A 14,392-nucleotide genomic window follows, 5' to 3' on the forward strand; every position below is an offset into this window, starting at 1 on the left:
CTCTCTTCAATACAGGCCGTGGGGGTTCTGGTCGATGTGTGCGGTGGTGACCTTGCCCCACATCCTGGCGTAGCACCACAACGTGTAGCAGAGGATCAACGGCACGAAAATGCTCGCCGCCACCATCATAATGATCAGGGTCTTGTGGCTGGACACCGCGTCCCACACAGTCAGGCTCGACGCGGGATCAAGGCTCGACGGCATCACGAACGGGAACATCGCAAAGCCCGCCGTGCACAGCGCACCGACGATCGCCAGGCTGCTGCCCAGAAACGCGGTTCTGCCCTGCCCCGCACTGGCCCCCAGCAGCGCCAGCAAACCACCAAAAATGCCCAGCAGTGGCGCAATCACGGTCAGCGGATGAGCGTGATAGTTGGCCATCCAGCCTGGGTTGGTGGCTTCAACGGTCTTGGCCAGCGGGTTCAGCGCGGCACCTGCATCGAACGTCGAGGTGATCGCCAACCCTTGAATGCCACCCAGCAACAGCCACGCACCGGCTGCGACGAACGACAGCAGGAACACCAGCGACAGCCACTGCGCTGCACGCCGCGAGCGACGGGCAATCGCCCCTTCGGTGCGCATCATCAACCAACTGCCGCCGTGCAGGCCGAGCATGCTCAGGCTGACCACGCCAGCCAGCAGACCAAACGGGCTGAGTAACTGGAAGAAGTTGCCGTGGTAGCTGGAGCGCAGGGTGTCATCGAACTGGAACGGCACGCCCAACAGCAGGTTGCCGAAGGCCACACCGAACACCAGCGAAGGCACCAGACCGCCGACGAACAGGCCCCAGTCCCAGCTTTGTCGCCAGCGGGTGTTTTCCAGTTTGCTGCGGTAGTCGAAGCCCACCGGCCGCACGAACAGCGCGAACAGCACCAGCAACAGCGCCCAGTACAACCCGGAAAACGCCGCCGAGTAGACCAGCGGCCAGGCAGCGAACAACGCACCACCGGCGGTGATCAACCACACCTGATTGCCGTCCCAGTGCGGCGCGATGGTGTTGATCACCACCCGCCGCTCGTTGTCGTCACGGCCCACGAAGGGCATCAGCATCGCGGCGCCCAGGTCGAAGCCGTCGGTCAGGGCGAAGCCGATCAGCAGCACGCCGACCAGCACCCACCAAATGAGTTTGAGTGTCTCGTAATCGAACATCGTGTGTTCCTCAGGCCAGGGTCGGTTGTTGGGCAGCGGCCAGGTCGCTTTCACGTCGTTCGAAGTGATAGCGGCCAGTGTGCAGGCTGCTTGGGCCAAGGCGTGCGAACTTGATCATCAGGTACATTTCGATGATCAGCAGCAAGGTATAGAACCCCACCAGCGCCAGAATCGAGCCCATGACATCGCCACTGGACAGGGTCGAGGCCGACAGGTGCACCGGCAACACTTCACCGATGGACCATGGCTGACGACCGTGCTCGGCGACCCACCAGCCGGTCTGCGTGGCGATCCATGGCAGCGGCAGGCTGAACAACGCCCACTTCAACAACCAGCGTTTGCTGGATTCGTTCTTGCGCGCGGAGGCGTAGAAGGCGCAGGCGAACAACAGCAGCATCAACACGCCGCTGAGCACCATCAGGCGGAAGGTCCAGAAAATCGACGCCACGTGAGGTATCGAATCCAGCGCGGCCTGTTTGATCTGCTGCTTGTTGGCGTCCACCACTTTGTCGGTGTACTTCTTCAGCAACAGGCCATAGCCCAAATCTTTCTTCACATCATTAAAGGCGTTGAGGGTCTGCTCGCTCTTGTCGCCCGCGCGCAGCTTGCCCAGCAGGTCATAGGCCACCATGCCGTTGCGGATGCGGCCCTGGTGCTCGCTGACCAGATCCTTGATCCCGGTGACCTGCTTGTCCACCGAGCGCGTGGCGATGATGCCCATCACGTAAGGGATCTTCACCGCGTAATCGGTGCGCTGGGTTTCCTGGTTGGGCAGTCCGAACAGCGTGAATGCCGCCGGGGCCGGTTCGGTTTCCCACTCTGCTTCGATGGCCGCCAGCTTGGTCTTCTGCACGTCACCGATTTCGTAACCGGATTCGTCACCCAACACGATCACCGACAGAATCGAGGCCATGCCGAATGCCGAAGCGATGGCGAATGAACGACGGGCAAAGCCGATGTCACGGCCTTTGAGCAAATACCAGCTGGAAATCGCCAGCACGAAGATCGCGCCAGTCACATAACCCGACGCAACGGTGTGCACGAACTTGACCTGCGCCACCGGGTTGAACAGCAGATCGCTGAAGCTGGTCAGCTCCATGCGCATGGTAGTGAAGTTGAACTCGGCGCCGACCGGGTTCTGCATCCAGCCGTTGGCGATCAGAATCCACAGTGCCGACATGTTCGAACCAATCGCCACCAGCCACGTCACGGCCAAGTGCTGCACGCGGCTCAGGCGGTCCCAACCGAAGAAGAACAGGCCGATGAAGGTCGATTCGAGGAAGAACGCCATCAGGCCCTCAATGGCCAACGGCGCACCGAAGATGTCGCCCACGTAGTGGCTGTAATAGGCCCAGTTGGTGCCGAACTGGAACTCCATGGTCAGCCCGGTGGTGACCCCCAGGGCGAAGTTGATACCGAACAGCTTGCCCCAGAACTTGGTCATGTCCTTGTAGACCTGTTTGCCGGTCATGACGTAGACCGACTCCATGATCGCCAGCAGGAAGGTCATGCCCAGCGTCAGCGGGACGAACAGAAAGTGGTACAGCGCGGTCATCGCGAACTGCAGCCGAGAAAGGTCAACGACTGATTCCGAAATCATTGTGGGTTCTTCTCATCAGATACGGGAGGGGCGCCCAATACATGCAGGCCGGCTTGCACCCCGTCATCCTTGACGTCCACCGGCGCGTCGAACCAGACGCTGCGGATGCCCATCAACAGGACGAGCTTGATCAGCAGGATCAGGCCAATTTCTTTCGCCAGCGGGTGTTTGAGGAAATCGAAAGGACCGGGCATGTTGAAGACTCGTCGGGGTGCGTAGCAATTTTCCTACAGCACCTTCCGAGACCGTTGATCCAGATCAAGAAAGCCCGATGAGCCGATGTGACACAACGCCACAGTACGGGGCTAGTTGAAGCGGCCCGCGCATTGACATGATAAACGGCAGGTAACCGCCTCAAGTGGCGGATTTTCCAGCCGATAGCATGGGTGTATGAGGCACGCCGGTTTTGTTCGTCCGATTCCATGGGGAGACGGATAGCCACCGCCACTGCAGCCCATGAGGTCGCTGTCCATGACACCCCCCAAGCCCGGATACAAGGCTCGCAGCGTGCTGTACGGCGCAGTGCTGTCGTGTCTGATTATTTTCCATGCCAACGCCGGGCCCATCCGGATCGTCACCGAGGAACTGCCGCCCTACAACATGACGCTCGACGGCCAGATGACCGGCATGAGCACCGAGGTGGTGCAGGCCGTTCTGAAGGCAGTCAACGTGCAGGCCAGCATTCAATCGATGCCTTGGGCACGGGCCTATGACCTGGCCTTGCACGACCCGGACGTGCTCATCTATTCCATCACCCGCACCGCCGAGCGTGAACACCTGTTCAAATGGGTGGGCACCATCGCCGCCTCGCGCTGGTACCTCTATTCGTCATCCGGGCACCCGATCAGCCTCATGGACCTGGAAGACGCCCGCGATTGGCAGACCGCCACTGTCAACGAGGATGTCGGCGAGCAGTACCTGATCAGCAAACGCTTTGTCGTCGGCCAACAATTGCAGTCCAGCAACCGCTACGAACTCAACTACCAGAAATTGCGTACCGGGCATGTCGACCTGTGGATCTCCGACGAATTGAACGCCGACTACCTGGCGCGGCAGGCTGGAGATGACCCGAACCACACGCTGGTGCAATCCTTGCGTATCCCCGAACTGGAAGAGGCCGGCGGCTTCAACATGGCTTTCAGCACCGGGACATCCGATGCTACTGTGCAGCTGTTTCAACAAGGGCTGAAGACCATCCGTGAAAACGGTACCTACGATGCCATTGCGCGGAAATGGAATTGAGCATGCTCGCAGAGTCCGAATCGAAGATTCCCGAAAACGCCGTCGCCCCGCCGCGCACCGGTTCGCTGGCGCGTCGACTGGTGTTGGCGACACTGGCGTTCTGTGTCCTGTTCACCCTGGCCACGGTGTCGGTGCGCACCTGGTTCGCCTGGAACACCAATCTGTCGAACATGAACGCCGAGCTGAGCCTGATCGATCAGGTGTTTCAAGGCACGCTGTCCAAGGCCGTGTGGGAAATGGACAACGAAGCCTTGCAGGCCCAGATCGACAGCGTGGCACTGGCCGCACCGGTCGGGCGCGTGGAGCTGACCATTCTGCGCCCAGGCCGTGCACCAGAAGTGCTGACGCGTCAGCACCCCGGCCACAACAGCTCCGCCCTCGCCCCTTCGCTGCACCGCCAACTGACCGTCACGCCCTACCCCGGCGCTAACGAGGTGGTGGGCCAGTTGACCATCGAAGGTGATGAAAGCCTGCTCTGGAAGCGCCTCTGGAAAGAAGTCGGGATCATCATGCTGACCCAGATCATTCAATCGCTGGCCCTGGCCGGGTTGATCATGGGCATGTTCAACCGCTCGGTGACCCTGCACGTGCGGCGCATCGCCCGGCATCTGGAGCAACTGACACCCCAGAACCTGAAACAACACCTGGTGCTGCAACGGGACGGCAAGGCCAGTGACGAACTGGACCTGCTCGAAGCGGGCGTCAATGATTTGCAGGACAAACTGGCCAACCACATCGAACGTCAGACCCGCGACGAACTGGCCCTCGCCGCCAGCCGCGACCAGTTGGCCGAGTTGGTGGAACAACGCACTGCACAGTTGAAGGCCGCCAACATCCGTCTTGAAGCCCTGACCCGCTTCGACCCGCTCACGGGCCTGGCCAATCGTCGCCACTTCGATGAACTCAAGGAGCTGGAATTCAACCGTGCGTTGCGCCACGAACAGCCCTTTTCGGTGCTGATGTGCGACATCGACTTTTTCAAGGCCTACAACGACACCTATGGGCATGCCACGGGCGATCAGTGCCTGCGTGACGTGGCGCTGACCATGAGCGCGCTGTTTTCCCGATCTGGAGAACTGGTGGCGCGGCTGGGTGGCGAGGAGTTCGCGGTGCTGCTGCCGGGGCAGAACAAGCAGCAGGCGCTGGCCTCCGCCGAACGCCTGCAAGAACTGCTGGCCAATCAGAAGCTGCCCCACAGCGCCTCACCGGTCTCGCCGTTCATTACCTTGAGCATCGGCATTGCCGAGCTGGAGCCTGCCAACATGGAGCGTTTCGACCAGTTGCTGCAAACCGCCGACACGGCGCTGTATCGGGCCAAGCGCGAGGGCCGCAACCGGTGCGTGATCTGAACAGGGAGAAGATGCAGATGAGCCGTCCCCAAGCGTCGACCAAACTGAGCTTGAATGGCCTGTACCTGAGCATGGCCCTGTTGCTGTGCTTCAACGCTCAGGCTGACACGCTTCAAGTGGTCACTGAGGACTCGTCCTACAGTTCGCTGGAAAACGGCAAGGTGGTGGGCGTCGCCAGTGAACTCGTCGAGAAGACACTCGCCAGGGCGGGCATCACCGATTACCACATGAGCCTGTACCCGTGGGCGCGGGCCTACGACATGGCGCGGCTGGAACCCAACGTGCTGATCTACCCGATCATCCGCAGCACCGAACGCGAACCGCTGTTCAAATGGGTCGGTGAACTGGATCACGTGACGCCGCTGTTCTACAAACTGCGCACCCGCCGCGACGTCGTGGTCAACACATTGCAGGACGCCAAGAACTACACCGTGGGCGTGATCCGTGACGATTCCCGCCAGGAGTACCTGGAAGGCAAGGGTTTCAGCAAGATGGTGGTGTCGTCGAACAACCTCGACAACCTGCGCAAACTGCTCAGCGGCCAGGTCATGCTGGTGCCCATGCCGGAGCGTGAGGCGCGGGAACAGTGCGACGACCTGCACATCGATTTCGACGAACTGGAAAGTGTCTATACCCTCGACGAGCTCTCCAAGGGCCTTTACGTGGCCCTGAGCGCCAAGACCCCGGACGATACCGTCAAGCGCATTACCACGGCCTTCGCGCAATTGAAGGATGACGGGACCGTGGCGAAGGTGTTGGCGCAATAATCGCGTGGGCGTTAGTCACCTCGTATGGGGCAGGACAGACGCCTTCGCCACCAAGGCGGCCCCCACATTGACCGCGCCGGATTCGGACCTTTTGTTCGACGCCGCATCTGTGGGAGCCGCCTGGGTGGCGAAAGCGGACGCGAGCAGCCCCTAAACCATCGGCAGCGCCTTGAATATCTCCAGTTGCTCGGCCCGTCCGGCAAACGCCGCCAGCACCGGATACGCATCGGCCGTGGCCTGATCCGGCACCACCAATTGAATGAACGACCACCCCACCGCAATGCTGATGCCGTCCTGGCCGATGTCAGCCCCGGCGCTCAGCGGGCGCTCGGTCAGTTCACGCTCAAGCTCGGTGCAGGCAGTTTTCAATTGCTCGCTGACCCTTGCGACCCACGGCGCATGCTGGATCTCGGCCGGGCGCAGGTTGCGTTCGTAGTAAATCTGCACCGCTTTTTCATAGGCCACCAGCGCAAGCCCCGTCAGGCGCAACGTGCGGGTGCGCTCGGCCAGCGTCTCTGGCATCAGCCCGTTGCCCGGCCCCTTTAGAAACTCCACGTAATCGAGGATCAGGCTCGACTCCATCAGCACCTGCCCGTCATCGGTCACGAAGGTCGGCGCCTTGATCACCGGATTGATTTCCCTGAACCGCTCCATGCCGCGAAACACCGACACTGACTCGTGCTCGAACGCGATCTCCATGCGTTTCAGACTGACCGCGACGCGCCGTACATAGGGCGAATCCAGCATACCGACGAGTTTCATCCAACACGCTCCTGTAGGCGAATGACATCAAGATAATGGCGTTTTTCCTGCTCCGACTGCTCGCAGGCTAGCAAAAGCGCTCCGGGGCGCAACGTATCCTCCTGAAAAACAATTCATTCGGTCACATCACGTCTACGCTGTATTCACAAAGTCTTCACAATCGTTTTGAAAGACTCCGCGCCATCCCGTTTTTCACCACAGCCCGTCTGCCATGTGAGTCGCAAGGATAAGCCGACTGACCGGCCAGATTCGGGTCCATTCGAGTCGTGCGTTATATGGAAATGCGTTCAAAGCTGCGCCCCGTCACCTCCACCCGCCTGGTCATGCTGTTTTCCCTCTGTCTGGTGGTGTTCTACAACCTGGCCACCTGGCACGCCCTTGTCGGCCTGACGCAATTGCAAGGCGTCAAGCTCGTCGCGTTCTACGCCTCATTCGCGCTGTTCCTCTGGGCCGCGATCACGCTGCTGCTGACGCCCTTCTCGTTTCGCCCGACCCTCAAGCCGGTATTGAGCCTGGTCGCGCTGTGTTCGGCAGCGGCGGCGTATTTCATGAACACCTACGGCATCACCATCGACACGGTGATGATGCAGAACGTGCTGGAAACCAACCCCGGTGAAGTGAAAGACCTGATCAGCGGCAAGCTGTTTCTGTATCTGGGCCTGCTGGGCGCCCTGCCCATCGCGCTGATCTGGCTGATCCCGGTGACTTACCGCCGCGTGCTGCCGGGCCTGGTCAACAAGGTGTTGGTATGCATCGGTTGCGTGCTGGTGATCGCCGCCTCGGTCGGGCCGTTCTACTCGACCTACGCGCCTATCTTTCGCGATGAAGACAAGCTGACCCACTTCATCAACCCGACCAACTACATCTACGCCATCGGCAAGCTGACCAAGCAAACCGTGGCAATCAAGGAAACGGTCAAGATCCAGACCGTCGGCACCGATTCGGTGCTCAGCCCCGAAGCCCAGGCACGACCGAAGAAGAGCCTGATGATCTTCGTCGTCGGTGAGACCGCCCGCGCCGACCACTTCTCGCTCAATGGTTACGCCCGCGAAACCAACCCTGAATTGAAGAAGCAGGACATTCTCAACTTCACCCAAGTGGCGTCCTGCGGCACGTCCACGGCGGTGTCGGTGCCGTGCATGTTCTCCAAATTCCCGCGCACCGATTACAACGACAAGAAAGGCAAGACCTACGAGGGCCTGCTGGACATGCTGCAACGCGCGGGCCTGAAGGTCGTGTGGCTGGACAACAACAGCGACTGCAAGGGCACCTGCCTGCGTGTACCCCACAGCGACATTCCGAAGAACCAGCCAAGCCCGTTCTGCGACGGCCAGAACTGCCTCGACGAGTCGCTGCTGTTCGGCTTGCAGGATTACATCGACACGCTGCAAGACAACGCCATCATCGTGCTGCACTCCGACGGCAGCCACGGCCCGGAATACTACGACCGCTACCCCAAATCCATGGAGCGCTTCACCCCGGTCTGCCATACCAACCAACTGGGCAGTTGCACCTCCGATGAGTTGAAGAACGTCTACGACAACACGATTCTGTATACCGATCACTTCCTGGCGCAGACCATCGAACTGCTCAAGCGCAATCAGGACAAGGTCGACACCTCGATGATCTACGTCTCGGACCATGGCGAGTCGCTGGGCGAAAACGGCATCTACCTGCATGCCGCGCCATACGCCATCGCCCCGAGCGCGCAGACCCACGTGGATGCAGCCGACTGGCCGCCAAGCAGAACCAGCCAGACCTGAGCCATGACTACCTGTTCCATTCGGTGCTAGGCTTGCTCGGCGTCAACACCGCCGAATACCAGTCGGCTCTGGACATCTTCCACAGCTGCAAACGCGCCAAAGGATGACCTGACATGCCCCTCCAGAACCCGGACAGCCACTCTGCGATTCCGGTGTTCTGGCGGGATGCGCAGTTGCCGTTCATCGAAGCCCGCTCCATCGCCGATGGCCGCAAGGTCTGTTATTCACGGCATTCCCACGAGGTGTTTTCCATCGGTGCGATCACCGCCGGGCAAAGCACTTATCTGCACGAGAAAACCCGCCAGACCATCCGCACCGGCACCGTGGTGTTGATGAACCCTGGCGACGTGCACGCCTGCAACCCCATCGATGATCAGCCGTGGTCATACATCATGTTTTACGTGGACGCGCAGTGGCTGGGCCGGGTGCAACACGCCTGTGGTGTGGACGGTTTTCAGGCGATTCCGGCGATTTCCAGCACCGACCCTGAGCTGTTCGACGGGCTGCTGAGTCTGCATCAAACGTTGATCGACCCCGCGCGCGAGGCACTGGAAAAGCATGAAAAAGCCGTCGCCTTCTTCACCCTGATGCAACAGCGGCTGGGCGGCTCAGATGCTCCGCTGAAGAAAGCCAGCCTGCGGGTCGAGCGAGCGGCGCAGTACATCCACCAGCATTTCTTGCAGGCGATCCGTCTGGAAGACATCTGCCAGGCCGCGAACTTGTCGGAGGCCTACCTGATTCGGGCCTTCGAGCAGCATTACCACATGACGCCCCACGCCTACCTGATCAACCGGCGCATCCAGCATGCTCAGGCGCAATTGCGCGAAGGTGAAGCCATTGCCGACATTGCTCAGCAGAGCGGCTTTGCCGATCAGGCGCATTTTCAGCGGGTGTTCAAGAAGCATTTGGCCGCGACGCCCGGCCAATACCGCGCCTGATCAGGCCGGTCACTTCATACATAAATCAGCGACACCGCGCACCCGGCCAGTAATGCGGCCATGCTGCGATTGAAAGTGCGGATGCGCGACGGACTGCGCAACCACGCCCCCATGAACGCGCCTGCGTAGGCCCAGCAGCCCACCGACAGGTAGCAGACCACGAAGTAAATCAGCGCAAACAGACCGATCAACCGGGCCTCGCCATCCGCGACAAACGCCCCCATGCCCGCCACCGCCGCCAGCCATGCCTTGGGGTTGAGCCACTGCATCGCTGCGCCGTACCAGAACGACGGCACCCGTACGGGCTTGTCGACGTTGAGATGGCCATCGTCCATCGCCAGTTTCCAGGCCAGGTAAATCAGAAACGCCATGCCTGCCCAGCGAATCAGGTCGGTCAGCACCGGGTATCGATGCAGCACTTCATGCAGGCCGAAACCGGTGAAGATCAGCAGCACGACAAACCCCACCGTCGCCCCCATGACATGCCGCAGGCTCGCCCCCAACCCGAACTGCGCCCCGGCACTGAGCGCCACCACGTTGACCGGCCCCGGCGAAATCGACGCCGCCAGCGCGAATGCCGCCATGGAAATCATCAAATTCATTACCGCCGTGCTCCGTTCAATGAATGAACGCAGACGTTACGCGGTGGGCGTTGGGTGGGTATTGAAGAAAACTGACCAACGCGCGGATTAGCGTCTGGCCGAGTGCCGCCTGCTCAATCACGCACCTGAGAAAGCGGCCGGGCCACCTGCTCCAATGACTTACGCTCCGCCGCCACGCCCCAGATCGCTTGCACGGCCGCCGCCAACAACATCAACGCCGCACCGATCAGGTAACCGATAAACACCGGCCCGCGCTGGTGGCTGTCGATCAACTCGCCGAACAGCATCGGCCCGACAATCCCGCCCAGCGCCGTGCCGAAGGCGTAGAACACCGCAATCGCCAGCGCTCGAATCTCCAACGGAAAGGTTTCGGCAACGGTCAGGTACGCTGAGCTGGCGGCCGCAGAGGCAAAGAAAAAGATGACCATCCAGGCGATGGCCTGTTGCGTGACGTTCAACAAACCCTGTTCAAACAGATACCCGCTGATGCACAGCAATACCGCGGAAGTAGCGTAAGTCAGGCTGATCATCACCCGCCGCCCCACCACATCGAACAGCCTGCCCAGCAACAGCGGCCCACAGAAATTCCCCAGCGCCAATGGCAGCACGTACCAGCCGATGGACGCCGATGGCACCTGATAAAACTCGGTGAGCACCAGGGCATAGGTAAAGAAAATCGCGTTGTAGAAAAACGCCTGAGCGGTCAGCAGCGTCAACCCCACCACCGCCCGCTGACGATACCGGTTAAACAGCGTGTCGAAGATTTCCCGCAGCGGCGTGTGATCCCGTGCGTGCAAACGCAGGGTTTTGCCGTCAACGGGCGGCAATGTATGCCCCTGCTGACGAAAGCGCGCTTCGATGCCCTCCACGATGCGCGTCGCCTCATCGGCTTGCCCATGAATCAACAGCCAGCGAGGGCTTTCCGGCAGCCACAGGCGCATCAGCAAAATCAGCAGTCCCAACACCGCGCCAATGCCGAAACACAATCGCCAGCCCAGGTCGCCACCGATCCAGTCCGGATCGAGCAACACAATCGAACCGCCCGCCCCCAGTGCGGCGCCGATCCAGAACGTGCCATTGATGGTCAGGTCGACCCAGCCACGAAAGCGCGCCGGGGTGAATTCCTGGATCGTCGAATTGATCGCCGTGTACTCGCCGCCAATGCCCATGCCAGTCAGAAAACGAAACAGCATGAAACTCCACAGGCTGAAGGAGAACGCCGTCGCGGCCGTCGCGCTGATGTACAGCGCCAAGGTGATGAAGAACAGTTTGCGGCGCCCCAGACGGTCCGTCAGCCAGCCAAAAAACAGGGCCCCCAGCACGGCCCCGGCAATGTAGGCGCCTCCGGCCAGCCCGATGTCGGCGTTGCTCAGGCGCAGCACCGGGCTTTCCTTGAGCGCCCCGGACACGGAACCGGCCAGCGTCACTTCCAGCCCGTCGAGCAGCCAGGTGATGCCCAGCGCCAGGACCAGCAGCGTGTGAAACCGCCCCCATGGCAGGCGGTCCAGACGCGCCGGGAGATCGGTTTCGAACGGCCTTCCCTTTGCGTCATCTGTCTTGGCTTGAACGCTGGCGATGGTCATGCAATGGCCCCACAGACCGTTGGTGATCTGTGGGTTCAGAGTCCGTCGGCGTCATGGGAGTTCAGCTCAGTGCTGCGACCACCCCGCGCACGATCGTTTCGACGTCCGCCTCGTCGATGACCAGTGGCGGCAGCAGGCGAATCGTCTGACCCCGGGTCACGTTGATCAGCACCCCATGGGCCTGCGCGGCGTTCAGGCAGAGGTCGCGAATCGGCCGGTTCAGCTCGATGCCAATCATCAGACCCAACCCCCGCACCTGCACCACGTCCGGGTGCCCGGCCAACGCTTCCCGCAGGCGCGCCAACAGACGCTCGCCCTGCCAGGCCGCGTTGGTCAGCAAGCCCTGTTGCTCGACGATGTCCAGCACCGTGCAGCCGACCCGACACGCCAGCGGGTTGCCGCCAAACGTGCTGCCGTGGCTGCCGGGGGTGAACAGCCGCGCCACCGCCGCCGAGGCCAGGCAGGCGCCAATCGGAATGCCGTTGCCCAGCGCCTTGGCCAGTGTCATCACGTCCGGCACGATGCCTTCGTGTTGGAACGCGAACCACTGCCCGGTGCGGCCAATGCCGGTCTGAATCTCGTCGAGCATCATCAGCCAGCCATTCTGACTGCAATGCGCCCGGACCGCCTTGAGATACCCCGCAGGCGGCAGCGTCACGCCGCCCTCCCCTTGAACCGGTTCGAGCATTACCGCCACGATGCGCTCGCCATAGGTGTGAGTGGCCTGCTTGATGGCCACGATGTCGCCGAACGGCACCTTGATGAAATCCCCCGACAGCGGCTGGTAACCCAGGCGCGCCGCCCCGTTGTCGCTGGCCGACAACGTGCCAAGGGTGCGGCCATGAAACGCGTTGTCCATGACCAGTATCAGCGGCTGTTCAATGCCTTTGGCCCACCCGTACAGACGCGCCAGCTTGAGCGCGGTTTCATTGGCCTCGGCGCCGGAGTTGTTGAAAAACACTTGTTCCAGCCCCGACAGACGCGTCAGCTTCGCCGCCAGCCGCTGTTGCCAGTCGATGCGGTAGTGATTGGAGGTGTGCAGCAGCAAACCGGCTTGCTCGGTGATGGCCGACACGATCCATGGATGGCTGTGGCCGACGTTGGTCACCGCCACCCCCGCAACGGCGTCCAGGTACTGGCGACCGGTGTCGTCCCACAGGCGCGCGCCCTCCCCTCTGACGAAGCTCAGGGGCAGCGGCTTGTAGGTGTTCATCAGGCAGGCGGCGGTCATGTCTCTGGCTCCATCACGGTGTGTGGTGCCAGTATCGTTAACCCTTTTTCCTGTATAAAGATCGTCTTTCTTGAGTCACTTTAAAGCAGGGATTGATAATGGACGTCTTCCAGGCCATGACCGTTTTCGTGAAGGTGGTGGAAAGCGGCAGCATGACGGCGGCAGCACGTCAGTGTGAAATGTCGACGACCATGGTCGGTAACCACCTCAAGGCATTGGAGCAGCGTCTGGGCGTGAGCCTGTTGCAGCGTACGACCCGTCGCCAGAACCTGACCGAATTTGGCGTGCAGTATTACCGTCGTTGCGTGGAAGTGCTGGGCCTGGTCAGTGACTCCGAGCGCATGGCCGAACACCTGCAAACCCAGCCCAGCGGCACGCTGCGCCTGACCGCGCCGCCTGCGTTCGGCGCCGAACGCCTGTCACCGATGCTCAGCGAGTTCACCCAGCGCTACCCGGAGCTGAAGGTCGAAGTGGTGCTCAGCAACCAGTTGCACGACCTGATCGAACACGGTTTCGACGCAGCGATCCGCCTTGGCATTGCGGAGCCTTCGGCGTTGATCGCTCGGCCCTTGCAGGATTACACCCTGACCATCTGCGCCTCGCGGGATTATCTGGACCGTCGCGGTACGCCGCAAAATCCTGACGATTTGCGCAATCACCATTGCCTGGCCTTCGCCTACCCGGCAGGGGATGACTGGCGCGCCGCCGACAAACTGTGGAAGCTCACCGGCCCCGAAGGCGTGATCGAAGTGCCGGTGTCTGGTCCGATGATCGTCAACAGTTCGCCCGCGCTGCGTCAGGCGGCCCTGACGGGCATGGGGGTGGCGATGTTGCCGGATGTATTGATCAGCGAAGACCTGAAAGCCGGGACACTGATCCCGCTGCTTCAGGCCTGGCAACCACCCAGTCGGCCCATGTGGCTGATGTACCCGCAAGACCGCTATCGACTGCCCAAGGTGAGGCATTTTGTCGACAGCGCTCTGGCCGTCTGGGGGAAATAACGGTGTCTGATGATGGCCTACCGCCTGTCGGCCAGACGGCACCTCTGCGAACGGCCTTCGGACCAATGTGTATCCACAACAGAAAAGGGATTCACATCATGATCAAGCAACGACTGACTGCCATGACCCTCGCGGCCCTGATGGCAGCCGCCACAGGCTCTGCATTCGCAGGCTCCACCGGCCCCACCGATCCGGTAGACACCAACACCAACGGACCTCGCTCCAGCAGCGCCGGCCCGAACGCCGACGGCTCCCCCAAAGCCCCCAACAGTTCGACGCCCGGCACCAAAGGCATGGGGAGTTCGGACGGCAATGGTTCGTCCGGTCAGGGCGGGATGAGCAATGGCAACGGCAGCAGCAGTGGTTCGAACGGCTCCAGCGGGTCCAGCGGCTCCAAATAAATGC

13 protein-coding genes and 1 pseudogene are annotated in these 14,392 nt (G+C 61.3%); 7 read left to right on the forward strand and 7 right to left on the reverse strand.

The genetic code is table 11. From position 1 onward, the window contains the following. Positions 1-6: 6 nt before the first annotated feature. From cydB to cydP, 3 genes are read right to left on the reverse strand one after another with little or no spacing between them, the layout of a single operon-like run. Positions 7-1,149, reverse strand: coding sequence for a cytochrome d ubiquinol oxidase subunit II (cydB, locus tag ACI5GA_RS04365; RefSeq protein ID WP_404630493.1), 1,143 nt, complete (start codon positions 1,147-1,149; stop codon positions 7-9). Between the two features lie 10 nt (positions 1,150-1,159). Then, the gene (locus ACI5GA_RS04370; protein WP_421421893.1) at positions 1,160-2,749 is read right to left on the reverse strand and encodes a cytochrome ubiquinol oxidase subunit I; all 1,590 of its coding nucleotides are present in this window, start codon (positions 2,747-2,749) and stop codon (positions 1,160-1,162) included. Next, the gene (gene cydP, locus ACI5GA_RS04375; RefSeq protein WP_404630497.1) at positions 2,746-2,943 is read right to left on the reverse strand and encodes a cytochrome oxidase putative small subunit CydP; all 198 of its coding nucleotides are present in this window, start codon (positions 2,941-2,943) and stop codon (positions 2,746-2,748) included. The genes ACI5GA_RS04370 and cydP overlap by 4 nt, the downstream gene beginning before the upstream one ends. A gap of 277 nt (positions 2,944-3,220) precedes the next feature. Between cydP and ACI5GA_RS04380 the strand changes: the two genes are divergently transcribed. Genes ACI5GA_RS04380 through ACI5GA_RS04390 form a run of 3 tightly spaced genes read left to right on the forward strand, consistent with a single transcriptional unit; the run spans position 3,221 to position 6,107 of the window. After that, on the forward strand, positions 3,221-3,991 hold the full coding sequence (locus tag ACI5GA_RS04380) for a substrate-binding periplasmic protein (RefSeq protein ID WP_421421894.1): 771 nt from the start codon (positions 3,221-3,223) through the stop codon (positions 3,989-3,991). Positions 3,992-3,993: 2 nt separating this feature from the next. Further along, positions 3,994-5,340 carry a GGDEF domain-containing protein gene (locus ACI5GA_RS04385; RefSeq protein WP_404630501.1) on the forward strand — a complete coding sequence of 449 codons (1,347 nt, stop codon included), beginning with the start codon at positions 3,994-3,996 and terminating at the stop codon, positions 5,338-5,340. A gap of 17 nt (positions 5,341-5,357) precedes the next feature. Then, positions 5,358-6,107, forward strand: coding sequence for a substrate-binding periplasmic protein (locus ACI5GA_RS04390; protein WP_421421896.1), 750 nt, complete (start codon positions 5,358-5,360; stop codon positions 6,105-6,107). A 150-nt stretch (positions 6,108-6,257) separates the two neighbouring features. Here ACI5GA_RS04390 and ACI5GA_RS04395 read toward each other — a convergent pair whose 3' ends face one another. Further along, a complete protein-coding gene (locus ACI5GA_RS04395; RefSeq protein ID WP_404630505.1) occupies positions 6,258-6,869 on the reverse strand; it encodes a glutathione S-transferase N-terminal domain-containing protein in 612 nt (203 codons plus the stop codon). Positions 6,870-7,144: 275 nt separating this feature from the next. Between ACI5GA_RS04395 and ACI5GA_RS04400 the strand changes: the two are divergent. Then, a pseudogene (locus ACI5GA_RS04400) lies at positions 7,145-8,739 on the forward strand (phosphoethanolamine transferase). A 6-nt stretch (positions 8,740-8,745) separates the two neighbouring features. After that, on the forward strand, positions 8,746-9,570 hold the full coding sequence (locus ACI5GA_RS04405; RefSeq protein WP_421421898.1) for an AraC family transcriptional regulator: 825 nt from the start codon (positions 8,746-8,748) through the stop codon (positions 9,568-9,570). Between the two features lie 14 nt (positions 9,571-9,584). Here ACI5GA_RS04405 and ACI5GA_RS04410 read toward each other — a convergent pair whose 3' ends face one another. The 3 genes from ACI5GA_RS04410 to ACI5GA_RS04420 form a co-directional block, all read right to left on the reverse strand. After that, a complete protein-coding gene (locus tag ACI5GA_RS04410; RefSeq protein ID WP_421421900.1) occupies positions 9,585-10,172 on the reverse strand; it encodes a LysE family translocator in 588 nt (195 codons plus the stop codon). 113 nt (positions 10,173-10,285) lie between these two features. Further along, complete coding sequence (locus tag ACI5GA_RS04415) at positions 10,286-11,755, reverse strand: MFS transporter (protein WP_404630513.1); 1,470 nt, start codon at positions 11,753-11,755, stop codon at positions 10,286-10,288. A 61-nt stretch (positions 11,756-11,816) separates the two neighbouring features. Further along, positions 11,817-12,986 carry an aspartate aminotransferase family protein gene (locus ACI5GA_RS04420; RefSeq protein ID WP_421421902.1) on the reverse strand — a complete coding sequence of 390 codons (1,170 nt, stop codon included), beginning with the start codon at positions 12,984-12,986 and terminating at the stop codon, positions 11,817-11,819. Positions 12,987-13,084: 98 nt separating this feature from the next. Between ACI5GA_RS04420 and ACI5GA_RS04425 the strand changes: the two genes are divergently transcribed. Both ACI5GA_RS04425 and ACI5GA_RS04430 read left to right on the forward strand, forming a co-directional pair. Next, the gene (locus ACI5GA_RS04425; protein ID WP_421421904.1) at positions 13,085-13,987 is read left to right on the forward strand and encodes a LysR family transcriptional regulator; all 903 of its coding nucleotides are present in this window, start codon (positions 13,085-13,087) and stop codon (positions 13,985-13,987) included. Between the two features lie 98 nt (positions 13,988-14,085). Then, positions 14,086-14,388, forward strand: coding sequence for a hypothetical protein (locus ACI5GA_RS04430; RefSeq protein ID WP_404630519.1), 303 nt, complete (start codon positions 14,086-14,088; stop codon positions 14,386-14,388). The last annotated feature ends 4 nt before the right edge of the window (positions 14,389-14,392 follow it).

This window comes from Pseudomonas sp. Pseu.R1 (assembly GCF_045764065.1).
GTDB lineage: Bacteria > Pseudomonadota > Gammaproteobacteria > Pseudomonadales > Pseudomonadaceae > Aquipseudomonas.